Origin of the sequence: Halobacteriovorax sp. DA5 (assembly GCF_002903145.1) — a bacterium.
GTDB lineage: Bacteria > Bdellovibrionota > Bacteriovoracia > Bacteriovoracales > Bacteriovoracaceae > Halobacteriovorax_A.
Genome location: NZ_PPDJ01000002.1, coordinates 119,139 through 143,096, shown reverse-complemented (window position 1 = coordinate 143,096; position 23,958 = coordinate 119,139). Strand labels below are relative to the sequence as shown.

At 37.3% G+C, this 23,958-nt stretch carries 26 protein-coding genes; 7 read left to right on the top strand and 19 right to left on the bottom strand.

The features are described from left to right. Positions 1-325: 325 nt before the first annotated feature. The 5 genes from C0Z22_RS04135 to cdaA all read right to left on the bottom strand — a co-directional run bounded on the left by C0Z22_RS04135 (position 326) and on the right by cdaA (position 4,727). On the bottom strand, positions 326-781 hold the full coding sequence (locus tag C0Z22_RS04135; protein WP_158246807.1) for a tRNA (adenosine(37)-N6)-threonylcarbamoyltransferase complex ATPase subunit type 1 TsaE: 456 nt from the start codon (positions 779-781) through the stop codon (positions 326-328). A gap of 80 nt (positions 782-861) precedes the next feature. Beyond that, a complete protein-coding gene (locus tag C0Z22_RS04130; RefSeq protein ID WP_103217077.1) occupies positions 862-1,626 on the bottom strand; it encodes a pyridoxine 5'-phosphate synthase in 765 nt (254 codons plus the stop codon). Beyond that, positions 1,626-2,990, bottom strand: a complete 1,365-nt coding sequence (gene glmM, locus C0Z22_RS04125; RefSeq protein WP_103217076.1) for a phosphoglucosamine mutase — start codon at positions 2,988-2,990, stop codon at positions 1,626-1,628. The genes C0Z22_RS04130 and glmM overlap by 1 nt, the downstream gene beginning before the upstream one ends. Further along, a complete protein-coding gene (locus C0Z22_RS04120; protein WP_103217075.1) occupies positions 2,990-3,922 on the bottom strand; it encodes a YbbR-like domain-containing protein in 933 nt (310 codons plus the stop codon). The genes glmM and C0Z22_RS04120 overlap by 1 nt, the downstream gene beginning before the upstream one ends. A gap of 1 nt (position 3,923) precedes the next feature. Next, positions 3,924-4,727, bottom strand: coding sequence for a diadenylate cyclase CdaA (gene cdaA / locus C0Z22_RS04115; protein ID WP_103217074.1), 804 nt, complete (start codon positions 4,725-4,727; stop codon positions 3,924-3,926). A 40-nt stretch (positions 4,728-4,767) separates the two neighbouring features. On the opposite strand from cdaA, the gene C0Z22_RS04110 reads away from it, so the two are divergent. Further along, complete coding sequence (locus C0Z22_RS04110) at positions 4,768-5,190, top strand: secondary thiamine-phosphate synthase enzyme YjbQ (RefSeq protein WP_103217073.1); 423 nt, start codon at positions 4,768-4,770, stop codon at positions 5,188-5,190. Between the two features lie 170 nt (positions 5,191-5,360). Here the strand turns inward: C0Z22_RS04110 and rplT are convergent, their stop codons facing one another. The 9 genes from rplT to C0Z22_RS04065 all read right to left on the bottom strand — a co-directional run bounded on the left by rplT (position 5,361) and on the right by C0Z22_RS04065 (position 13,010). Beyond that, on the bottom strand, positions 5,361-5,705 hold the full coding sequence (gene rplT, locus C0Z22_RS04105) for a 50S ribosomal protein L20 (protein ID WP_103217072.1): 345 nt from the start codon (positions 5,703-5,705) through the stop codon (positions 5,361-5,363). Positions 5,706-5,843: 138 nt separating this feature from the next. After that, on the bottom strand, positions 5,844-6,041 hold the full coding sequence (gene rpmI / locus C0Z22_RS04100) for a 50S ribosomal protein L35 (RefSeq protein WP_021267185.1): 198 nt from the start codon (positions 6,039-6,041) through the stop codon (positions 5,844-5,846). A gap of 198 nt (positions 6,042-6,239) precedes the next feature. Continuing rightward, positions 6,240-6,791 (bottom strand): translation initiation factor IF-3, encoded by a 552-nt coding sequence (gene infC, locus C0Z22_RS04095; protein ID WP_103217071.1) that lies wholly within the window; start codon positions 6,789-6,791, stop codon positions 6,240-6,242. Positions 6,792-6,907: 116 nt separating this feature from the next. After that, the gene (locus C0Z22_RS04090) at positions 6,908-7,321 is read right to left on the bottom strand and encodes a hypothetical protein (RefSeq protein WP_103217070.1); all 414 of its coding nucleotides are present in this window, start codon (positions 7,319-7,321) and stop codon (positions 6,908-6,910) included. Positions 7,322-7,324: 3 nt separating this feature from the next. Continuing rightward, positions 7,325-8,227 carry a cation diffusion facilitator family transporter gene (locus tag C0Z22_RS04085; protein WP_158246806.1) on the bottom strand — a complete coding sequence of 301 codons (903 nt, stop codon included), beginning with the start codon at positions 8,225-8,227 and terminating at the stop codon, positions 7,325-7,327. Between the two features lie 12 nt (positions 8,228-8,239). Further along, positions 8,240-10,024 carry a glycerol-3-phosphate acyltransferase gene (locus C0Z22_RS04080; protein ID WP_103217068.1) on the bottom strand — a complete coding sequence of 595 codons (1,785 nt, stop codon included), beginning with the start codon at positions 10,022-10,024 and terminating at the stop codon, positions 8,240-8,242. A gap of 32 nt (positions 10,025-10,056) precedes the next feature. After that, positions 10,057-11,118 (bottom strand): guanosine monophosphate reductase, encoded by a 1,062-nt coding sequence (locus C0Z22_RS04075; protein WP_103217067.1) that lies wholly within the window; start codon positions 11,116-11,118, stop codon positions 10,057-10,059. A 103-nt stretch (positions 11,119-11,221) separates the two neighbouring features. Beyond that, positions 11,222-12,343, bottom strand: a complete 1,122-nt coding sequence (locus tag C0Z22_RS04070) for a PQQ-binding-like beta-propeller repeat protein (RefSeq protein WP_103217066.1) — start codon at positions 12,341-12,343, stop codon at positions 11,222-11,224. A gap of 4 nt (positions 12,344-12,347) precedes the next feature. Further along, positions 12,348-13,010 carry a tetratricopeptide repeat protein gene (locus tag C0Z22_RS04065; RefSeq protein WP_103217065.1) on the bottom strand — a complete coding sequence of 221 codons (663 nt, stop codon included), beginning with the start codon at positions 13,008-13,010 and terminating at the stop codon, positions 12,348-12,350. Between the two features lie 121 nt (positions 13,011-13,131). On the opposite strand from C0Z22_RS04065, the gene C0Z22_RS04060 reads away from it, so the two are divergent. The 3 genes from C0Z22_RS04060 to C0Z22_RS04050 all read left to right on the top strand — a co-directional run bounded on the left by C0Z22_RS04060 (position 13,132) and on the right by C0Z22_RS04050 (position 15,530). Next, positions 13,132-13,611: a hypothetical protein gene (locus C0Z22_RS04060; RefSeq protein ID WP_103217064.1), complete on the top strand. Its 480-nt coding sequence runs from the start codon at positions 13,132-13,134 to the stop codon at positions 13,609-13,611. Positions 13,612-13,626: 15 nt separating this feature from the next. After that, a complete protein-coding gene (locus tag C0Z22_RS04055; protein ID WP_103217063.1) occupies positions 13,627-14,394 on the top strand; it encodes a hypothetical protein in 768 nt (255 codons plus the stop codon). A gap of 761 nt (positions 14,395-15,155) precedes the next feature. Further along, a complete protein-coding gene (locus tag C0Z22_RS04050) occupies positions 15,156-15,530 on the top strand; it encodes a DoxX family protein (protein ID WP_233189693.1) in 375 nt (124 codons plus the stop codon). Here the strand turns inward: C0Z22_RS04050 and C0Z22_RS04045 are convergent. From C0Z22_RS04045 to rnc, 4 genes are all read right to left on the bottom strand, one after another. Continuing rightward, a complete protein-coding gene (locus C0Z22_RS04045; RefSeq protein ID WP_103217062.1) occupies positions 15,520-16,350 on the bottom strand; it encodes an NAD(P)H-hydrate dehydratase in 831 nt (276 codons plus the stop codon). The two genes, C0Z22_RS04050 and C0Z22_RS04045, sit on opposite strands and share 11 nt — an antisense overlap. 107 nt (positions 16,351-16,457) lie before the next feature. After that, entirely contained in the window at positions 16,458-18,272 is a 1,815-nt protein-coding gene (locus tag C0Z22_RS04040) for a GTPase (RefSeq protein ID WP_103217061.1), read from the bottom strand. A 28-nt stretch (positions 18,273-18,300) separates the two neighbouring features. Further along, positions 18,301-19,269: a GTPase Era gene (gene era / locus C0Z22_RS04035; protein ID WP_103217060.1), complete on the bottom strand. Its 969-nt coding sequence runs from the start codon at positions 19,267-19,269 to the stop codon at positions 18,301-18,303. Between the two features lie 24 nt (positions 19,270-19,293). Next, positions 19,294-20,148, bottom strand: coding sequence for a ribonuclease III (rnc, locus tag C0Z22_RS04030; protein WP_103217059.1), 855 nt, complete (start codon positions 20,146-20,148; stop codon positions 19,294-19,296). A gap of 133 nt (positions 20,149-20,281) precedes the next feature. Here rnc and C0Z22_RS04025 point away from each other — a divergent pair, with 133 nt between their 5' ends. Further along, positions 20,282-21,256 carry a site-specific integrase gene (locus tag C0Z22_RS04025; protein ID WP_158246805.1) on the top strand — a complete coding sequence of 325 codons (975 nt, stop codon included), beginning with the start codon at positions 20,282-20,284 and terminating at the stop codon, positions 21,254-21,256. Between the two features lie 4 nt (positions 21,257-21,260). On the opposite strand, the gene C0Z22_RS04020 is transcribed toward C0Z22_RS04025, so the two are convergent. Beyond that, positions 21,261-22,094 (bottom strand): hypothetical protein, encoded by an 834-nt coding sequence (locus tag C0Z22_RS04020; RefSeq protein ID WP_146037783.1) that lies wholly within the window; start codon positions 22,092-22,094, stop codon positions 21,261-21,263. A 113-nt stretch (positions 22,095-22,207) separates the two neighbouring features. Here C0Z22_RS04020 and fsa point away from each other — a divergent pair, with 113 nt between their 5' ends. Together fsa and C0Z22_RS04010 are read left to right on the top strand one after the other, a co-directional pair. Beyond that, positions 22,208-22,852, top strand: a complete 645-nt coding sequence (fsa, locus tag C0Z22_RS04015; RefSeq protein ID WP_103217056.1) for a fructose-6-phosphate aldolase — start codon at positions 22,208-22,210, stop codon at positions 22,850-22,852. A gap of 178 nt (positions 22,853-23,030) precedes the next feature. Further along, on the top strand, positions 23,031-23,927 hold the full coding sequence (locus C0Z22_RS04010) for a matrixin family metalloprotease (protein ID WP_103217055.1): 897 nt from the start codon (positions 23,031-23,033) through the stop codon (positions 23,925-23,927). Positions 23,928-23,958: the final 31 nt, after the last annotated feature.

Here is a 23,958-nt window from a genome sequence, read left to right as displayed (position 1 = left end):
AAATCCAAATGTTAAATAAAAAAATAGTTTTAAACTTAAAGCAAATAAATTGTGTGCTAATTTAGGACTCGCATTCCGTGCTATCCTTTCTGTTGAAAGATTTATTCCGTTAAAATCTTTCTTCCTAAATATTATGTCAGCCCACAAGTCTTAAAGTCAACTTGATTTAATCAATTATTATAAAAAAAATATTTTTTCTTTACTGGAGACAATGCTGGAGCACATAATATCAATAATATCTATATGTTAGGGAATTATTCAACTGCGATGACAAGATATGCCAAACAGAGTTAATCGGTTATTTCTGCCCACTTGTTAGAAGATGTTAAAAAATAATTTTCTTCAAAAAATAATTACGAGATGCACTTTCTTCATCATCTTTCTTGTCATTGGCCTCAATGCTTAGTTGAAAATAATTGAAGTCATCAGAAAGTTCACGGTAAATATCTCTGATATAGTCCTTGCCCCACTCAACAAGAAAGTATTTTTTCTCATCGAGGTACATTGCAAGTTCAAGATGAATGATCTCTTCTGGCGAATCAAGACGATAGAAGTCTGCATGGACAACATCGCCGCAATCATTGATAAGGGAATATGTTGGAGAACCTGACTTGTCTTCACCTAAGAAGACATTAGTGAATGTTGTCTTTCCCGCGCCAACTGCTCCATCTAAAATCACAACAGATGGCTCATTTAACGACTCTTTTAGTTCGACAATAATATTTGAAATATCACTTTGGTATACTTTTTTCCAATGCCTAACATCTTGATAGTCAAACAACAGGTGCTCCTTAGAATTAATTGCTTAGATATTTATTTTCCACGATAAAAATCAATTAGCAATCAAAGGCAAACCATACCTTACTTAACTGGATGGTTTCTAAACAAATTTAACATATCTCTAGTAACATTAGAGATTCCACTAAATACAGCTTGAGACACAATCCAGTGACCAATATTATATTCAGCAAAAAGACCTTGCTCAAGAAGAGGTCTTACACTCTCCATTGTTAATCCGTGGCCAGCATGGAAAGCAACACCTGTCCCCTCTAGAACTTTAAAACAATCAACATAGTTATTAAGATGAGGATTAAGATCTCCTTCTTTTAGGAAGTCGATAGCATATGCTCCCGTATGAATTTCAACAGCATCTGCTTTTAATTCGATGGCCTTCTTCATTACATCTGTCGAGGCTTCAACAAAAAGAGAGATTTTTGTTTTTGGAGAATGCTCTCTTAGGTATGACATAGTTTGTGATACTTTATCAAAATTAGCTGCAGAAAGATCTAGTCCACCTTCTGTTGTCTTCTCTTCTCTTTTTTCTGGAACAAGACAGATCCAATCTGGTTTAAAATCAGCTGCAATTTCAACAATCTCTTTAGCACAGCCAATTTCAAGATTTAATGGTTTTTCAAAACGCTTTGTTACGGCCATAACACTTGTTAAGTCCGTATCTTGAATATGTCTTCTGTCTTCACGTAAGTGAATAGTAATTTGATCAGCACCGGCCATTAAAACATCTTGAGCGGCGTTTGCAACACTTGGGTAGCCTTCATCTCTTTGTTGTCTAAGAGTTGCTACGTGGTCAATATTTACACCAAGTCTTGGAATCATTTTATCAGTCATTATGCAATTTCCTTTTTAAGAGCGCTCACAAGACGATCACAAACTGTATTGATCTTATCTTCACAACGTCCTTCAACCATAACACGTGCTAGAGGTTCAGTTCCTGAGTATCGGAAAATCACACGTCCTTCTTCACCTAATTCTTCTTCACAGGCCTTAAGTTCTGCTGCAAATGTAGGCATTTCTTCAACCTTCTTCTTTTGAGAAACAGATACGTTCTTTAAAACTTGTGGATATAATTCTACTTCTTGAGACAGTTCATTAATTGATTTCTTAAAGAAATAAGTGGCCTCAATTGACTTAAGAGCTGCAAGAGTCCCGTCTCCAGTAGTTGCATGCTCTAGAAAAATAATATGCCCAGATGGTTCACCACCAAGAAGAGCATTTTCACTTCTCATATACTCCATAATATAGCGATCACCAACTGCTGTACGATGAAATTTAAGACCTAACTTCTTAAGGTAGTTCTCAAGCCCAAGGTTAGACATAATCGTTCCAACAACAGTGTCACCTTTTTTAAGCTTTCCTTGCTCAAGTAAAAGCTTCGCAAAAATTCCAATCAGCTTATCACCTTTAATAAGTCCACCGTCTTTATCTATTACTTGAATACGATCAGCATCACCATCAAGACAAAATCCCATATCTGCACGAAGCTTTACTACTTCTTGACTTGCAAGAGCAGGGTGTAAGCTTCCACAATTTAAATTAATATTTTGGCCATTTGGATTTACACCTAATGGAAAAACTTCTGCACCTAACTCACTCATGACAAGAGGAGCAACTTTATAGCTAGCACCATTTGCACAATCCACAACCACACGCATACCACTTAGGTCACACTCTTCATCAATTGCTGACTTAACGTGAACAACGTAGCGGCCTTCAACACCTTCAAGTCTTTTTGCACGACCGATTTCGGCACCAACTTTTGGTGGAATAAGTTTAGGATTAAGAACTAACTCTTCAAGCTCTAACTCAACTTCGTCTGGAAGCTTGAATCCGTGGGCATCAAATAACTTAATACCATTATCATCGTAATCATTATGTGAAGCTGAAATCATAACACCAGCATCCGCTCTCATAGAAGTTGTCACAAAAGCAACTCCAGGAGTTGGAAGAGGTCCAGTAAAAATCACTCGTCCACCTTGAGATAATACACCTGCCGAAAAAGCTTGCTCAATCATATAACAGCTTAGTCTTGTATCTTTACCAACGATAATTAGAGGTGTTTTCTTATTCTTATTCTTTTTTTGAAAATAGAAAGTTACTGCACGTCCAAGTGCTGTCGCAATTTCAGGAACCATTGGATAAATATTTGCTTTACCTCTAATTCCATCAGTTCCAAATAGTTTTCTTTCAGTCATTATCTACTCACTTTAATTATTTCTGGATGAATTTTTAATAAATGAACGTCCTCAGGAAGCTCGGCCCTTAGACGAATATCTGCACTTCTTCCCATATCAGAAGGAATTTCTGCATAAACCTTAACTTCGCTTGCCTTTATATCATCTCTACCAGTAGTTAGTACATCTAAAGAGACCTTTCTTATGCGAGAACGAAATTTCATATTAGGCGCAATAAATAAAATTGGGATATTCTTTAACGTGAGATTAGCTTTTTGTGGCCTAATATCATACTTAAACGAAAGAGTGTCATTCTCACCGTAACGAAGAAACTCTGGAAGATCTTCAAGTTGAATCGGAACTTCCCCCTGACCAGATAACTCCGATAGATCAATTAGGCGTGTTTTCACCTGCCCCACATTTCTCATGATATCACGTGCTCCCTCAATCTTAACTTGATTACGACTAAGAGATGAAGAAATGAGCTTTAATTCCTTAGGTAAGTTATTCATGTAATTTACCTTAATAGGAACATTCTTATAAATTAATTTATCTAGCTTGATGGCTATATGCTTTGGCTTAATATCCACAACCTCAACACCAAAAGGAACAATTAAATCCGTTTCGCTAATCGAATATTTTACTTGTTTCGTTGTGCGATTAACTTTCATTTTCTTAAGGTCAACTTGAAGCTTCAAGTGATCATCGCCATGAAAGTCTTTTAGGAATGCACGAGCTCCCTTTAATGTCACATGAATTTCGTGAGCAGACACTGAAGTAACATCCATACTTGTTGCTGGAAGTACTTCTAGGTTATAGATTCTTTCAGTTGTAATTGGCTCCGAGTTTACAACATAGAACCAAAGAAAAATTGCAAGAATAATACTCAGTAGAGTTAGTAGCTGATTTTGAATTAATTCAAATAAATTATTGCTTTTAATTTTCTTTAACATCTTATACCTGCCCTACGATTTGAGATTGTAGATCAAGTCTCTTGCCTGCCCACGCCTTCTTAAGCATCATACGTAGCTCATTCTCGTTATGAGAATAGAAGAACTGGCCATTAATACACAGTTTAATCTTTCCGGTTTCTTCACTTACAATAATAACAATGGCATCTGATACTTCTGAAACACCAAGAGCTGCACGGTGGCGAGTTCCGAAGTGGCGATCAATTTCAATATTCTTAGATAATGGCAAGAAACAACCTGCGGCCAGAAGTTTTCCATCTCTTAAAATAATGGCACCATCATGAAGAGGCGAAATTGTTTGGAAGATAGAATAGATTAAGTCTGAATGAATCGTTGCATCGATAATTGTTCCAGTATCGATATAGTTTTGTAGACCGTTTTTTCTTTCAATGACAAGAAGAGCACCTGTTCTCTCTTTAGAAAGGGCCGTTACACTCTTAATTACCTCTTCGATGTCATAGTTAACAGGAGAGCGATCAAAGAAGTTAAACATCTTTCTTCCCGTACCAACTGTTGCAAGAGCAGCACGAAGCTGGTCTTGAAAGATAACGATGAAAATAATGAAGATATAATCAAAGAAGTGCTCAAGGATCCAATTTACTGTGTAGAGATTGTACTTAATCCCAAGAGTATAGAGGATAGCGAGAAAAACCATACCAAGTAATACCTGAATGGCCCTTGTCCCTTTTACGATCTTTAGAACCTGATAGATCATCAGGGCGACAATGCCCATGTCGAAAAAATCTTTAATGCTTAATTGCTTTAGAAGCGTTGAAAATAATGTCATAATATATAAACTGCTAAATATTTAAAATGTTAGGAGTTTAATGATGCCTATAAAAACGCAGATAGTAAACACATCAGGTGAAGGCTTTTACGACATAACGGCCCAGATGCGACAATGCTTAGAAGAACTCAACCCTAGTGATGAAGATGGTATCCTAGTGTGTCAAATACAACACACCAGTGCTGCGCTATGTATAAACGAGGCTTTTGACCCAAGTGCAAAAGTTGATATGGAAAACTTCCTCAAGCATCTGGCCCCAAGAAGCCTCTCTTTTATCACTCATACAGCTGAAGGGCCTGATGACTCACCTTCTCACATGAAGTCAATTCTTATGCAAACTTCCCTTACGATGATTATTGAAAATGGTGAACTTGATATTGGCCGATGGTCTGGAATTTATCTTTGTGAATTCAGAGATGCGACTCATACGAGGAAAGTGAAAGTTAAATTCATGAAAGGATAGAGTTAAGTGAGTATGCGAGGCCTGTTTCCGACTCGTCCCATCCTGGGACTCCCTGGACTTTATGCTTCATCTGCTCCTGCAGATGCCGCAAAAAGACAAAGGCCTCAAAAATGAGGCCCAAGCACTATATAGTTTTGTTTGTGTTTTATTAAATCAAATAGTTTAATGAATTATTTTGTTGATTCGTAGATTGCTTTGAATCCGTCGAAATCTCTTGCAGCGATTTCAGCAAGCATCTTTCTGTTGATTTCAACATTGTTCTTCTTAAGCTGTCCCATGAACTTTGAATAAGAAGTACCAAGAAGCTTAGCAGCTGCAGAAATACGTACGATCCAAAGTCTTCTCATATCTCTTTTAAGAAGTCTTCTACCGATGTATCTGTAGTGTAATGCTCTTTTTACTGTTTCAGAAGCGTGATAGTACTTTTGTCTTCTAGAAAAGTGAAACCCTTTTGCTAGTTTTAAGACTTTATTTCTTCTCGCTCTTGCTTTAAAACCTCTTCTAACTCTAGACATAATTTACTCCATTTTTTTGACGTTTGGGGACCAAGCTAATGGTTCTTTCGTTCTTTCCCAAAAATCAGGTTAAAAAAACAATTTTGTCGATTTAAAGTTTCGACCAACTCAATCTTTTTTTTGAATCGCTTGCGCTAATTAAGCGTAAGGTAGACATCTCTTTACACGAGCAACATCTGAAGCGTGTACGTAGTCAGTTTTACCTGCTCTCTTCTTCGCATCAGTTGGCTTCTTTTCAAGAATGTGTCTTAGGTTAGCTCTTTTTCTTTTGAACTTACCGTTACCTACTGGCTTAAATCTTTTAGCAACAGCTCTTCTAGTCTTCATTTTTGGCATTTTTTACTCCTTGAATTTTACTCACTCGAAAGCAAGTTGAGAATTCAACAAAATACAACAAAACTATAAGTGCATATTTTTAACAGCTTCAAGCTATTAATGCAAAGGATTATTTAAAATAAGTGAAAAAATATCGGGTACTTAGACAGAATAAATGGAATGTGCCTGAAGTAATATCAGGCACTTATAAAAGAATTATTATTTTTTCTTTCCTGGAGCGACGATTGTGATAATTCTATTACCCATCATCTTAATTGGAGACTCAATAACTCCATCAGCTTCTTCGCATACGCCATTAAGAATCGCTTCAAATTTCTCTTTTCCCATGTCCTTATAGGCCATTTCACGACCTCTAAATTGCATAACAAATTTAACCTTGTCACCACCCTCTAAGAACTTATAGGCTCTCTTAAGTTTAGTCTCAAGATCGTGTGCTTCAATATTTGGACGAAGTTGAATTTCTTTTAGCTGAACCTTGGCCTGCTTCTTCTTAGCTTCTGCAGCTTTCTTTTGAAGAGCATATTTATACTTTCCGTAGTCCATTAGCTTTACAACTGGTGGTTTAGCTGTTGGAGCAATCTCAATTAAGTCGACACCAAGTTCTTCCGCAATTTCACGTGCTCTATCAATTGATACAACTCCGTACTGCTCTTCATCACTCATTAATCGACATTCAGAAATTCTAATTTGCTCGTTAATTCTTGGGCCTCTTTCTTTTTTAACCCTTCCACCTTTAAAATTGTTGCTAATAAATCACCTCCGGAAATAAACCAATTATTAGCGAATTAGTTATTTTCAATAATTTCAATTCTAATATCTAGCTATTAGGATTGCAAACATAACAAAAAATATACCCACAGTATACATTATTGAATGAGATATTTCTCATAAAATGACAGATATTGCCCGCCGTGAGACGTAATTCTTATAAAATACTCTTCAGATAAGCAAAGATCAGTATATAAATTCTTAATTCTTTCGAATTCCTTTAGTTTTTCGATACCAAACTCAGTACTCTCAACTTCACCAGAATGAAGATCAAAGCTTTCTAGGTATTTATCCTTAAGATTACCTATCATTGGAACACCAACACGAAAGTTTTTAAGCTCTTTATCAGCAAAAACAAAGATCTCGTCACTTTTGAAATGAATCAGCTGTCCATGAACAATTAGTGCCATCAGCTTTGCAGCAGATGAAAATAATTTCGTAAAATCTTCTTCCCACGGACCGATTGCAAGTCTAATATTTCCAACTTTTCTCTTGTTTATTTTATTTCTCATCTTCTAATCCTTATGACCTTCATCATCTGGCTCCATGTGGATCAGTATATCGATATCGCGACAATAATCCTTTAGCATCAACCTAAGTCGATCTTCTACTGTGTGAGCTATATCATGGGCCTGACTCAGTGATAAGTCAGGTTCGAGTAACAAGTGAAAATCAATTTGCATCCACGTAGAATTTCCACGTGCTCGAAAATTGTGAATATCTCGAACATATTTAATATCCTCAAGTGAAGAAATGTACTTATCTTTTAATATAGGAGCTACATCTAAAAGGTCATTTAAATTTTCTAAAGTTATTTGAATACCAAGGTAAATCAAATATAAAATAATCAATCCACCGACAATATAGTCAATAATGTAAATTTTAAAATATGCAGCAATAATTGATATGAGAACACCAAAGCTGATAATCATATCGCCAAAGGTGTGATTACTATCTGCAGTTAATATTTGAGAATTAAGCTCACGCCCTTTTCTACCTTCGTAGGTCGAAACTCCAAAACTCATTGCCATTGAAATAAGAATTGATAAAACAGGAACAAGTCCGAATTGTCCGTACTTAGTTTGTGTACCAAGAATAAGATCATGGTAATCAAGCCCTAATTTAATTGCAGAGCCAAAAAGCATGAAAGCAATGATTAATGCCCCAACATTTTCAAATTTATGGTGGCCATAATTATGTCTGCGATCTCGTGGTTTTGAAGCAAGTGCTATAGTCACGATGCCTAGGAGATTTGAAGTTCCATCAAAGATAGATTCAATACCTGAAGAACGTAGAGATATAAAATTAAACTCTATTCCAGCAAGAATCTTAATTAGAGCGACAATTAAATTTAAAAAGAAAGTAATAATTAAAACCTTCTTTATTTCTTTTTCTCTCTTAGATAGCTCTAAATGCAAAAGATCTCCTATTTAGACAACTTTAAAATTTAATTTTAGTTGGTCTTTCAATGTCTTTTCTGTTGATTCAATAAAATCATCAAGTTTTGTTCTATCAGCAATTACATAAGAATTATCTTCGTAACCAAGAACACCAATTTGCTCAAAATAAGTCAGAGCAGTTTTCATAAGCTCAACATTCTGACTTTCCGCAAAGCGGATAATGCGCTGACTTTGAATTTCGGCCTTAAATACTTCAACAAAACGCTTCATATAGTCTGCCGACTTAAAGTGATCCACACCATCTTTTTGAAAACTCTCAAGTGTTAGTGCTGATACAAAATAAGCTTCGTTAATATAAGTTAGGCTTCGAGCAAAAAGGCTAAGCTTTGAAGCAACTTCATATAGGTCTTTATTTGTGAATTCGATGGCATCTTGAAGATTTGTAATATCTCTGCCAACGGCGTTACTTAAAATGCGTAATGTCTTTGCATAGTATTCTTTGACAGTTGGAAGATAGAATTCCATCTTAAGCATATCTCGTTGCTTAACAAAGAATGCTTTAAGATCATCAACATTATCAATTTCGCCGCTGAAGACATTAAACCACGCTAGTGAAATCGTCCAAGGAATGATGAAATGATGAACAATCGTATTTTTAAAGAATAAAAGTTCGCCGCGACAATTCTTTTTAATCGCATAAAAAAGAGATGTTCCTTCACTTTGTCCAATAACATCAACTTTATTATTACCAATAAGAATATCCATAGCGCGACCTATAGAATCTTCTAATTTATTTGCCTTTAGACCTTCCGTAAAAGGAATATCATAACGCTTACAATATTCTAAAATAGCTTGTGCTTTTAAAATAATATCATTCCACTTTAAGGCACCACTTGGCTCATCAAGTAAGATTAAAACCAAGAGATTCGTTGGTGTGATTACCATTTGGTCACCAACACTTCTGAAACACTTGAAAGCAAGCTCTCTCACGTTAACTTTGTTTTCATGCTCATCATCAAGTTTATGTGCATATTGTGGTTTTCCAAGAGAGATATGAATTTTTCCAAACTGATAGGCCATAAGTTTAAAAAGACCAAAAAGTTGCCCTGTTGATTCCTTAACCTTCTTGCCACCCATCATCTCTTTAGCTAATGCTTTTTGTTCCGGTACATATTCATGTGCGATACTTACAGGAACGAAGGCAAGACCTTTTTCTTTCGCATCTGGAAGATGCGAGTGGGCCTCAAGTAGCATTTGATATAGCCCATACTTTGGAGGTCTAAGTTTTCCAGATCTTGTTCTTCCACCTTCAAAGAAGAATTCGATGGGCTCCTTACGCTTTAACAACGCAAAGAGATACGCTTCCATTGTAAATTTATAGAGAATATCATTTTGGAAACTTCTTCTAATGAAGAAACAACCTGACTTTCTAAAAATCTTTCCAATTGGAAAAATATTTAAGTTATCACCACCAGCAACATAGAGCATTCGTTTATATTCTTTAAAGAATTTATAATTGATAGCAATGTAGTCAGCGTGAGATTGGTGATTGGGAACTAGAACAACACTGGCCTCTTCCAAGAGAGCCTTAAGGTCGGTTCCATTTTCATTGAAACTCACCCCATCGTATAAACGAGGAAGAGTTGCATCGAAAAACTTGGCCATCGACTTTAGGTAAGATGGAGAATAATCTGCTCGCATTTCATTAAAGTTAGCAACAACCTTCTTCTTAGTTTGTTCAGGGTTATCACTTTCTTCAATTCTTTTAATAAGTTTTGGATAACTTAATAAATCGTCAAGAATAGTATTTTCCATAATCGATGACCTTATCGTCTTTTTTAAATTTATTAGTGTTTACCGTGTGGTTTACTTTCGGCCATACCAGATGAAGACATTTCCATAAATAGTGCTGCTTCACTCATGTTTGCAAGTTTATCAACACCTAGATAAGTCATTCCAGATCGAATACCACCAGTTAATTCATTGATAATATTTTCAACTGGTCCCTTACAAGGAATCATTGTATCAACACCTTCTGCGGCCATGCCTTTAGGAAGCTCTCCACGCCATGAAACTTGAGCGGCCTTAGACGCCATCCCACGATATTCTTTCATACCACCCTTAACTTCACCTGGAGTTTCAAGTGCACCAGATAAGAGAGATCCGGCCATACATGAGCTAGCTCCAGCGCAAAGGGCCTTTACCATGTCACCTGAGTTCTTAAGTCCACCATCGGCAATAACAGGTATTCCCGCTTTTTGGGCTTCAGCAACACACATTGCAACAGCTGTTAACTGAGGAACACCATGTCCTGTGATGATTCTTGTTGTACACATACTTCCTGGTCCAATACCAACCTTTACAGCATCTGCACCCTTATCAATCATGCGTTTAACACCATCTGGAGTCGCAACGTTACCAGCGATAACGTCAATTTGAGGATAGTTCTTTTTAATATACTCAAGAACCTCCATCATCATAATAGAGTCACCATGAGCGATATCAACGGTAAGAATTTCAACACCAAGTGCAGCTAAAAGATCTGCTCTTTTCATCCCCTCTTCCTTAACACCAACAGAAGCAGCAATAGGTAGAGTAATCGAGTGTTCCTTAAAATATTTTTGGATCGCCTTTACATCCTCAACTTGTTGTTCAGGTGACATGAAGCGATGAAGAATTCCAACACCACCAAGACGACCAATTTCCATGGCCATCTCTGGCCCAGTAATTGTGTCCATATTGGCCGCAATAATTGGAATATCAATAGTATGATTCTTAGTAATTTTTGTTTTTAAATCAGTATGTCTTCGAGAAGAGATTTCAGAATATCTCGGAACTAATAATACATCGTCAAAAGTAAGACCTTTACCACGACTTAGAATACCATTTGATTTGAATGTTAAATCCATTACTCTCCCCTGAAATTAGAAACTTGTGTGTGTTATAACGAGCAAATAATAACATTGTCGAAATAACACGCACAAGGTAATTTTTAGAGTTTATGTCTTGGATTTATTTGAAGGTGTACAGACGAAATCGCGATGAAATAAATGCGATAAAATCTTCGTCCTGTGTCATATTTCCAAATACTGCTGAATAAGCAGATCCTAGATCAAATCGTTGAGAAATTTGCCCACGAGAATCGATATAGTATACAGTTTTTCCAACTGTAGTTACAACAAGTCCATCTTTCCAAGCAGCTAGAGAAGAGATTGCAACATCATCAACCTTAACTCTTTTAACTTCATTAAAAGTTGAATCGATATAAACGACTTCACCATTAACACTACCGAAAGCAGCAAGCTTTCCACCATCAATTAGAACGCCTTTACGATTAGACTGAAAACCTAGCTTCTTAAAAAGAACACCAGATTTCTGATCAATAACTTCCATTTTATCGTCAACAGATCCTACAATAATCTTGGAATTAAAGATTGTTGGCCTCATATCGACATCAACAAATTTCTGTCCAGTACTCATACGTCTTTCCCAAAGAACTTGTCCTTCTTCTAGTGAGAAACAAATGAAGTAGCCGTCAGCAAAGCCTGCATAAACCTTGTTACCAGAAATTAAAGCAGTCGATGTTCTTTGTACTGTTGAGTAGTAAGGAACTGATCTTTTGTAAGACCAAATGACTCTCCCAGTATAGGCATCAATATTAAATAGCTTATGATTTCTTGTATGGATAAAGAGTCTTCCGTTATGAACAATTGGAGTTGAGTCAACACCTGCGTCTAAGTCAAACTCGTATGCCAACTCACCTTTGTTTAGATCGTAAGCATAAACACGGCCTGTATTGTCTCCAAAAATCAAAAGATTCTCGTAAACAATAGGTGCACTTGTCATTTGTCCTTTAATATTTAAAGTCCAAAGGAGTCTACCTGATTCAACATTATATGCATTAAAGTGGCCACGGCCATCAGCTGCAAATAACTGTCCATCATGGATTAAGGGAGATGCTAATGAAATTGGAAGATTTCCACTTTCATATCTTGGCTCTAAATTCTTTGCCCAAGCAAGTGTTAGCGGCTTTTTTTCTAACTTATCAGCAGAAATTTTAGTCTTAACACCATTTAGTGTTGAACAAGAAGTAAGAAGAATGGCCACTGCTGTGGCCGTTAGAATTTTTATCATAGAATTACTTAATTTTTGCTAAATAGCTCTTCGCTAGTGATTTGTAGACGTTTTGAGTAGTTAATGTAAGAACTTTTTCAAAATGAGCTTTGGCCTGTGCCATATCATTTTTAAGAAAGTACATACGTCCTAAGTCTAACTCTACACGTCCCATTGTTAGGTTATTTTCATTATTCTTAAGTTCAGTTAATGAAGCAATTGCACCATCAATATCATTTAAGTCTTCTTGAACTACGGCCTTTCTTAAGTTTACAAAGTAAGACTGAAGAGAGTTTACCGGCTGCATCTTTGTAAGAACTTCAAATGCAATCTTGTTTTCACCTTTATTTGTAAGGTAATCAACAGCAAGTAAGCTAGTTGCGAAAGAAGCCGAAGTACCTGCAAAGTCATTTAGAAGCAGCCCAAGTTCTGCACTCATTGCACTCGCATCAAGTCCACCTTCTTGATATTTTTTTAATGACCCTTGCTCAAATTGATAAAAAGCAGTTGCGGCCTTTTCATTTGTTTGTGCTTTTGTGTAAGAAAAGATTCCGTATCCACCAATAGCAGCTACAACTAATAGAATCAGTCCTAGAAATAAAGCTTTGTTTTGAGCGATAAACGCTCCAAGCTCAGTTGAATTTAATTCAGAATTAAGGCCTTCATTTGGCGCTACCTGTGTTGTCATCCATTACCCTCTGGTTAAAAATTTTTATCATTTTAATAAAGAACATTGAAAGTTGTCAAAAATACATGAGTATTGTTAAAATATATTTACTCATAATTAGGAAAAAGGAAAATTACGCACCATGAAAAGGATTTCACTAGTAATAGCAGCTTTTATCATCTCACTAAACACTTTCGCTCTAGAGCGTGTTGGACGGCTGGGGATTGGTTTCTCTAATACAGTTAACAATGATATCCCATCGTTGTCGATTAAAGTTCAACGCAGTACAACGTTCGCATATGGCGCCATTTTTGGTGTAAATACGGCGGAAAATGGTGGCTGGCACGGTGGTGTGCGCCTCTACCGCAATATCTTTGATGAACCATACTTAACTTTCTATGCTGTTGGTGCAGCTGTTCTCTTGAATAACAAAACACCGGGACAAGATTCAGACTCAGGTTTTCAAGGAGACCTAGGCTTTGGAACAGAGTTTTCGTTTCAGGGAGTGGATAGCATTGGCCTTAGTGCAGAATTTGGTATTCGCTTTGAGAATATCGACGAGTTTGAAGTGACAACAATGGGTGAACACTTTATCACAGCAGGTTTTCACTTCTACCTATAAAATACGGACAATTTAATGTTTAAAAATAAAATTATTTTCTTCATCACACTTTTTTGCCTGCAAGGCCTATCTCTTGCCCAAGAGGGAATGGTCGGTGCTGATGATGACCTAAATATTGGTGGAGATATCTTCTCTGATTTCAATGAAGACCTTGAAGAATCTCAAATTTATGAAGACGAACGCTATTATAAATATGGGCGCTTCTTCTCTTTCTCAATGGCAATCGGTTTTACAACTTGGACAGGAAACCGTGGAATGTTATATGAAGACCTTCCTCCTACTTTTGGTTTAACAATCCAATATTTTTCTGATTTTCAATCGGCCTGGAATATAGGTTTTGCTTATTCAAAACACAATATTACACTGACGTATCCAACTCAGGGGATCCAGCAGTTTCCAACTTCTGTTGATATCTCAATGCTTAGATTTTATTTTGGTTACCGCTATTATATTGATACATCAAATTTAGGAACCGCCATCACTTATTCAAATCCTTACTTAACAGCTCGATTTGAATATTGGTATGAGCAGGAAAAAATCTCAAATCAAGACGGTGAAGTTGAAGACTCTTACGGAGGGGTCGGTATCGCTCTTGGTGGAGGACTTGAATTCCCAATTAAAATAAAAGAATCATACGTAAATGTTGAGGCACTTGTTCACTCAGTTGCTCTTCAAGATGTACGTACAATCAAATATGCCCCAGCAACGAAGGGTGGACCAGGCGTGAGTGATCTGACTGGTTTTGCATTCACGCTGATGGTTGGATATGTTTGGAATTGGTAGCGCATCCGCTGCAAAATGATTAATAATCATTTTGAGCGGTGCGTGCGCAGTGGTCTGCAATGACGTAGTAACATTAATCTCGACGAGCTTTAGCGAGTTGATGATTGCAAAGCGCAAACTTAATATGCACCATTTTGAGCGGTGCGTGCGCAGTGGTCTGCAATGACGTAGTAACATTAATCTCAACGAGCTTTAGCGAGTTGATGATTGCAAAGCGCAAACTTAATATGCACCATTTTGAGCGGTGCGTGCGCAGTGGTCTGCAATGACGTAGTAACATTAATCTCAACGAGCTTTAGCGAGTTGATGATTGCAAAGCGCAAACTTAATATGCACCATTTTGAGCGGTGCGTGCGCAGTGGTCTGCAATGACGTAGTAACATTAATCTCAACGAGCTTTAGCGAGTTGATGATTGCAAAGCGCAAACTTAATATGCACCATTTTGAGCGGTGCGTGCGCAGTGGTCTGCAATGACGTAGTAACATTAATCTCAACGAGCTTTAGCGAGTTGATGATTGCAAAGCGCAAACTTAATATGCACCATTTTGAGCGGTGCGTGCGCAGTGGTCTGCAATGACGTAGTAACATTAATCTCAACGAGCTTTAGCGAGTTGATGATTGCAAAGCGCAAACTTAATATGCACCATTTTGAGCGGTGCGTGCGCAGTGGTCTGCAATGACGTAGTAACATTAATCTCAACGAGCTTTAGCGAGTTGATAAAAAATAGAACACAAAATAATGCATAACAAGGACAGTTAAATGAACAGATTGAACTCAGACTTAGGTTGGCTTGTACTTAGAGTTTCAACAGCACTAATGATGCTTTTAGCACATGGCTGGGGCAAGCTTGCTAACTTCACAACACTACTAACAAAATTCCCTGACCCAATTGGACTGGGGATTCCATTTTCACTTACAGCAACAGTTTTTGCAGAAGTTTTCTGCCAGGCCTTCATTATCGTTGGTATCAAAACTCGTTGGTTTGCAGCTATTTCTGCTGTAACAATGTTAGTTGCTGCTTTTGTAATACATGGAAATGATCCATTTGCTTCAAAAGAAAAAGCACTACTTTATGCAGTAGCGTATATCGCTATTTTCTTTTCAAACGGTGGGAAGTACTCAGTTAAAGCATAACTTTTCTAATATAGGGGAAGAGGTCACTGGCCACACTTCCCCTTATTCCTTCTTCACTTTCATATAATATATCGGCAGCACGGCCATGTACCCAGACACCAAGACAAGCTGCTTCTTCAAGACTAAGTCCCTGCGCTATAAAGCTGCCTATTATGCCGGCCAAGATATCCCCTGTTCCGGCCATTGCTAAAACGGGATTTCCTGTTTTATTAACATATACTTCATTTTGTGAGGAGACTAAGGAATCATGACCTTTTAGTACACATACATTTGAAAACTTCATTATTTTTTTTACACTTGAAAGTCTATGCTTTGAAATTTCTTCTCTCGGTACATTAAGTAGTCTTGCTGCCTCTCCTTCATGAGGAGTAATAATAGAATTAACAAGCTTCATAGTACTTTGTGCCTGAGATAAGAACCAAAGAGCATCCGCATCAACAACTTTTTTTAGATTAAGATGACAAAAATGATCCCACATAAATTTGCCCCATTCATCTCGCCCAAGACCAGGGCCAAGAACAACAGACGATGCCTTTTCCAAAATTGCGCTAGCATGAGCTAGTCCTCTATCATTAGCATCAATTCCACGTACCATGATTTCTGGTCGAGCTGAAATGATACCTGATACACTTGCTTTTCGTGTTAAAACACTGACCATCCCGGCACCTGAACGAAGCGCCCCTTCAGCAGCAAGCCTGGCAGCACCAGCATAGCCTAGATTTCCACCAATAATGACAACATGGCCAAAGCTATACTTATTAGCGCTAGAATTCATTACAGGAAGTTTTCTAAATAGGGAAAAAGGAAAATCACTACTCATACCTTTACTTATCGGCAAGCCGTTCGAGTAATTGCGAGTAAAGTCAAATCTAGAGAATAATTAAGAATTTATTAAATGAAAAAGGCCCTCAATCGAGGGCCTTGGTTTTATTTTGAAACTTTTTTCATGCGGTTTTGTAAATCCGTCCCTGTTCTAAAGATCAGGTGAATTGGTGTGTTATCAAGTGGGAAAGCTCCACGTAGACCATTCTTAAGATAACGACGATAGTTCTCAGGAATCCCCTTAGACTTATTCGTGTAGAATAAGAAAGTTGGTGGATCTGCCTTAATTTGAGATGCGTACTTAACACGGAATCTCTTACCACGTGAACCTTTAAGAATAATTGGGTGTCTTTCAATTAACTCAAAAACAAAACGGTTTAGAGCACCAGTTGCAATTGACTGTCTTCTAATGAAGATTGTCTTTGCAAGAATCTTTTTAAGACGCTTAAGTCCTCTTTTGTGTTTAGCCGATATAGGAATAATATCGCAGTAATTAAGCCAAGGCATTTTATCGCGAATATTTAAAAGCCACTCTTTACGTGCTTCTTGATCCTTGAAAGTATCTCCCATAAGGTCAACTTTATTAAGACATACAATTACAGAAGCACCTTTTTCGATTGCGATATCTAGAAGACGCTTGTCTTGGTGTGAAACACCTTTTACAGCATCAATCATATAGATACACACATCACTATCTGCAATACTTCTTAGGGAGCGATATACAGACTGAGACTCAACAAAGTCATCAATCTTCTTTTGCTTTCTAATTCCCGCAGTATCCACGATGTGGATTGATCGCCAGTGGCTACCTTCATCCTCTGCTTCAGATAACGCTTCGACTACGTCTTCACTTGCCTCTTCAGAAGATTCAGCTTCAACATCATCACCGAAAACTTGTGCTTCCATACGAGTCGCAGAAGTTTCATCAAGTTCTTCGTCTTGCTCAAGCATAACATCTTCAAGCCCTTCAAGTTCGAACTCGTCAAGCTCAGTCTCAATCTCTTCTTCAAGGTCATATGATGAAATCAGCTCATTATAAAGATCAGGATTGTTCTTTTTAAAATCTTCATACTGAGAACGTAGAAGGTTATCGTTTTTAAAGAATGCCTTTGCTTCATCAAGCTTCCTTGCATCTTCCCCAAGGAAAAGATCAAAGTAGCCATCAATTGGATCAACTGTTGTTCCAGCAATATCAGAAACAAGCGCACGCTCACTTCCAAGAAGCTGATTTAAAAGAGTTGATTTACCAGCATTAGGAGCACCAATAAGAGCAAGTTTGGCAACAACGTTTTCACGTGGAGTAACACCACGTTGAAGTGCTGAAACATTCATTACATTATTAGATTCAGAAAATGCCATCATTTCACGGTGAATATTCTCACGAAGGTTCTCCATTCCAAGGCCATGGGCCGCAGAAGTGACAAACATTTCGTCATTATTTACACCAAGCTCATAGAAAGCATACTCATCACCATCTTGAGCGCTTGAATCAAACTTATTAACGATAAGCCACATTTTCTTTTTTTGTTTTCTAATGAAATTAGCAATCGTTTTATCAAATGGAAGTACGCCTTCTCTAACATCAACAACAAAAAGAACTAGATCTGATTCCTCGATTGCCTGATGTGCGTGATCCGTCATGATATTAAAGAATTTATTAGCATTAATCTCTTGCTCATTCTTACCTTGTTCATCAACTTGTGTTGGGTAAAACCCTCCAGTATCAACAAGAATAGCATCTAATGGGCGATCCTCATCGGCATCACTAAAAGTTGTAATTCCATAGTGACGATCACGAGTAACACCTGGCATATCATGCGTAATGGCCTTAAATTGTTTCTTCATTAATCGGTTGAATACGGAACTCTTTCCAACATTCGGTCGCCCAATTAATGAAATGATCATTGATCGTTTTTGCATATTAAAGTCCTATTTTCTTAAAATTAAATTATTTTTTCTTCCAAACACGTGCAGAGTTTGTTGCTCTTGGAAGACCAAGCTCTTCAAGTACGAAGTTATTCTTAAACCATTTTGGAGAAACTTTAACGTGTAGGTTTAAGTGAACTGTCCCGTCAGTCATTGCAGCAATTTTCTTACGAGCACGCATACCGATCTCTTTAATCATTGTACCTTTAGATCCAACAACGATTGCACGTTGAGAAGGACGGTTAACTAGAATTGAAGCCGAAATGTGAGCAGCAAATTCCCCTGTCTTATCTTTAAAGTCTTTGTACTCATCAATTACTACGGCCATCTCATATGGAAGCTCATCTTTTAATAATTCAAAAGCTTGCTCACGGATATATTCTGTTGCGAAGAATCTTTGTGACTTATTTGAAATTGCACCATCTAAGTAAAGGTGTGACCCTGGTTGTGCGTTATCACAAAGAGCAGCTGTTAGTAAGTGAACATTATCCCCTGACTTAGTTGAAATGCAGAAAAACTTCTCAAGTGCTGGAATAACTTCTTTTGCTTGTTCAAAAACTTTATCAAGAGGAAGAGCTTCAGCATTTTCAACACGATCAGATTTCGTGAATACTAACCAAGTTTTTGATAACTCTTTACCACCAATATATTCTTTAAAGTCTTTAATTTGGCCAAGGATATCCTTTGTTAAATCAATTAGAAGAAGGTTTACATCAACACCATCAACACCTTCTACTGCTTGTTGATTAATTCTTTTGTTAAGTTCTTGACTTGCTTTATGTAGACCTGGAGTGTCTACTAAAACAACTTCAGTATGATCAACTGTAAATACTGCGTGAAATTTATTACGAGTTGTTTGAGGCTTGCTTGTTACAATTGATAAATCCATTCCTAGTAAGTAGTTTACAAGTGAACTTTTTCCTACGTTTGGAGCTCCAACGATTGCTGCCATAAGTGATTTGTTGTCTGGGTGTTGATTTTCTAATAACATAATTTCTCCGTCAAATTAAACCTATTAAAGTCGATCTAATAAATTATCTTTTAAGCATTTTTTTGCAATTTCTTTTGTTCCATTCTTCTTGCTATGAGAGATTAACTCACAGATATATTGCTCATTTACATAGAGCTCAATTTTAAACTCTTGCTCAATCTTCGTGGCGCGATACTCTGGTAAACATTTAAAACGCGCTAGTGTTTCTTCTTGAAGCTTTGTCTTAGGATCAAAGTCCAAAAGCTTCTTTTCACAAAAAAACTTCTCACCAACTTCTTTTTCATACATTGATAGTAATGTATTTAAATACTGATCGGCACGATCAACACCTTGATCAATTGCGATAGCTCCCAGAAGAGATTCAAAAAGATCACAAAGAATCCCACTGTTCACTTCCTCATCTAGCTCACCTTTTCCAACAATCAGAAAATTTGATAGACCAAGAAAGTTCGAAAGAGCACTTAGACTCTCCTCATTAACAAGAGCACTACGAAGCTTAGAGAGTTGCCCCTCATTCATATTTTCGAAATTTAAAAAGAGGTTCTTAGTAACAAAAGCACCTAAAACAGAGTCACCATAGAACTCAAGTCTTTCATAGCTTTTCACTTTTACTTTGGCCTCGTGAGCATATGAACTATGCGTAAAAGCACGCATAAGAAGTGCGCTGTCTGTAAAATTTAAATTGAAAGTAGCTAGAAGCTTCTCTTCAATATTTGAATATTTAAGGAATGTATCGATTAAGAATTTGTGATTTTGCTCAGATGCACCAGTAGCATTAGCGTCACCAGATTGCTTAAAATTTGCAATCGTGTGCACATAAAATGCATGGGCAAATGGATTACTCTTCCCTTGCGGGGCGAGTGAGGTCGTCTCGAGCATAAATCACCTAATATTAAATTGTTAAGGCCATTTATAATGCTTTATCCCACCAAAAGCAAGCCTAAGCTTCTTCTTGTGAAATAATAACAGGTTCGTTAATATATTCAGTAATATACGTAGTTTAAGGATGGATATGGAAATCACTACAGCCAATAAAAACAAGTTAGAAAAGTGGCAAAAAGCCTTCTTCAAGAAGATAGAGGCCAAGGGCCGAAGCCTAAACACAATTAAGAATTATCGAACAGACTTGGCCTGTTTTAACCAATATGTTACAGAAAGTGCAAAGCAAACCAGTATTGAACAATACTCAATCCTTGAGATTCTTGAATACGGTAAATTTCTAGAGGCCAAGTACAACTCAGATAACTCTCGTCGCCGTCGAGTACAGGCACTAAGAATCTTTTTTGATCACTTAGTTGAAGAAGGTATTTTTAACGCGAATCCTGTTAGAAAGATTCCAACTTCACCAAAGTTTTTAGATATTCCCAGACCTGCGACATTCTCCCACATTAAAAGCTTGTGGCATACAATCTTAAATGATCAGCGTACGGCCAAGAATGACCTAGAAAAACTAAAGGCCAAGCGAAATGGGATTATCTTTAGTGCCATCTACCTTGGTGGTCTTAAAGTAAGCGAGCTTTCAAAAATTAAAGTTTCTAGTTTCTCTTTTAGAGATGAAATAAAAGCGGTTATCACCCATGAAAAGCGTGATCCTTATACAGTTACTTTTCCAGCTATATTTGGACGACTATTTTATGAATATGTTGAGCTCTTAGAGAAAGTTAAAAAAGAGCAGGGACATAACTTCCCTCACTTACTCTTTAATGCCAATGCACACAAAATCCTCTCAGGAGGACTTTCCGCACGTGGAATGGAGCTCTTATTCGAAGAGTGGCGCAGCCAACTGATGATTCAAATAACACCTAAATCACTTCGTCAGTCTTGTATTTTTACTTGGCTTCATAATGGAGTTAATGAGACAACAATGAAGGAATGGTTAGGAGTTTCGCCAGCATATTCTCTAAGGCCATATAAAGAACATATGGATAAGCACTTCTATAACGACCAATTTATTGAGTTGGCAATGAATGAAGATAAATTAATCTAAAATATTAATAAGAGTTTTTAATTGGAACTGGTCTGTCATAAACAGGCAGGCCTGCATCCTTATCAAGATGCCAGCGATCAGTGTAGAGCTCATCTTTTTCAACGCGGTAAAAGTTAAGGTCTTGATCAAGTTTATCCAATTTATAAATGAGTTCAGCCTGCAGACGAACTTGATCGTTCTTTTTTGAAAGTAGTAAATTTAAGGCCTCGTCTTTCTTTCTTTGAAGCTCAAGAATTTGCTTATCATAATCGGCCGCTACTTCAACTTGCTTTTGAGAAAATCCCCAGACAAATTTATTCACGTCATTCAACTGAAATGTAAAATCTCTCTTCTTAGCAAGAAGAGACAAGCGATAGCGTGATGCTTCCTTGATTCGGGCCGAGAGCATCTTGCTTTCAAAAACAAGAATTGTACCTCTTCTTAAAGACGAATTTTCACCCCAACAGTCTTCAAGGTCTTTAGCATAGATTGTTATATACTTATCTTCACTAGAGCGCACATGTCCTTTACAGCGATCATTATCCATATTTCTTGCAACATTAAAAAAGACTGTATCAGATGGTTTTAGAAATTTAACATTTCGAGACTCGACCTGAATTTTAAAAACTGTTGAAGATGGATCCTTATCTGTCACACGTCCTGAAAATTTTGAATAATCGACACTTGGATCATAGAAAGTATCAAAGCCATGATCGTTAATATAATTTTCGTAGGCGTTATAGTCCTTTTTTATATTCTTATTGCGAACATCATCTTTTTTGATGATAAAACCATCAGCGTTGGCCACGACCTGAGCTTGGGCAATAATCAATGAAAATACTAGAAGTATTAATCTCATATGTTCATTATAGCGCAAAACGTCTTTACTAAAAGAGGCAGAAAACTTGTCCATTACCCCTGCCCATGATAAATTTCACTAGTTAATTTTTACATTTCCCTTAGGAGCAAAGAATGCAATTTTTTATCGATACAGGTGATATTAACGAAATCAAAGAAGCAGCAAAATGGGGCATCATTGATGGTGTAACAACTAACCCATCAATCATTGCTAAAACAGGACGCTCACAAGTTGATGTTATCAAAGATATTTGTGAAATTATCGACGGGCCTATTTCAGCTGAAGTTATTGCAACTGACAAAGAAGGTATGATTAAGGAAGGAAGCGAGCTTGCTAAAATTCACAGCAATATCGTCATTAAACTTCCCCTAACTGAAGATGGAATTGCTGCATGTAAATGGTTCAGCGAGAACGGAATCAAAACAAACGTAACTCTATGCTTTAGCTCAAACCAAGCATTACTAGCAGCTAAAAATGGTGCAACTTATATTTCTCCATTCATCGGAAGACTAGATGATATCGGTGCAGATGGAATGACTCTAATCCAAGAAATTCGCCATATGTATGATATCTATGGATTTGAAACAGAAGTACTAGCTGCTTCAGTTCGCCACGCTGATCACGTTAAGCACTGCTCAATGGTAGGTGCAGACGTCGCAACAATGCCATTTGGTGTAATCAAGTCACTTTTCGCTCACCCACTGACTGAAAAAGGACTGGCACAATTTCTGGCCGATCACGCGAAGTCACAGAAATAATCAGCAGTTATCACATCTAAAGAATATCTATAAATAATATTTGTGATTACGGGGAGTTATGCTCCCCGTTTCTTTATTTTTTCTAAATTTAAATTCCCACAGACCGATATCTATTAAAATAGTGCTTACCAGCACATATCCGAGCGTTTCGCTCTTTTATTTTTGGTAAAGGTTTGGGATGAATTTTTTAAAATCAACTTTTCTATTAGCGTGTTTTTGTACCGCTACAATCTCGTGTGTTGCTGAGCCAGAAAAAGGCCCATCCCTAGCAGCATTACCCCTTCGTTGGAATGCCTCTGCCCTGCCTTTAACAGTAAAAGTTCACAATGACTTCAATATTATAAATGAGCTGGATCGTGGATCAGATAGTCTGCCTCTAGCGGCCGAAGATGATGGCGATTACCTAGAATATGATCTAATGGAAGAGATGCAAAAGGCATGGAATGATGCAGACTCAAAGAGAGACTACTTTGTTCTTGGCCACGGGCAAGCGGCTTCGCGCACACCTTCTTCAAATCTAAATGACTTCTATGACGGCGAAGTCGGAATTTATATCACTCAAGACTGGTACCCAGAAGTTGGCTATGGCGTTCTGGCCATTACTTCATACTTTGCTGAACACAAAGGTGATTACCTTCGAATGGTTCACGGTGATATTATCGTTAATCTTCGTGACTACTGGTTTACTTTCGATAATACAGAAATGACCAATTCGTTTTACGACATGCCTTCAGTCATCCTACACGAGCTAGGGCACCTTATAGGATTAAAACATACTAATTCAAAATCTGTTGAATCAATTATGTATCCACAACTTGGTGGTGGTGAAAAGAAGCGAACTTTAAGCTTCTACGATTCTAAAACCATCGAAAACCTCTATGATAATGCCACGGCCATGACTGCAGGTGTCCGTGCTGCAGCACTAGGAAGTACTGATGCCAGCTTAGATGAGTCAGGTATTGAAGAATCGGATGAGCCGCCAAAGCTTATACATGGCTATATTGAACTTCGCACAGATGGCTCATGCCAACACTACCTCAATGGTAAGTTAATTGATTCTCACAAGGCCTTTTAGTCCATAGTGCAAGGTTTGCTCTCTTAAAAAT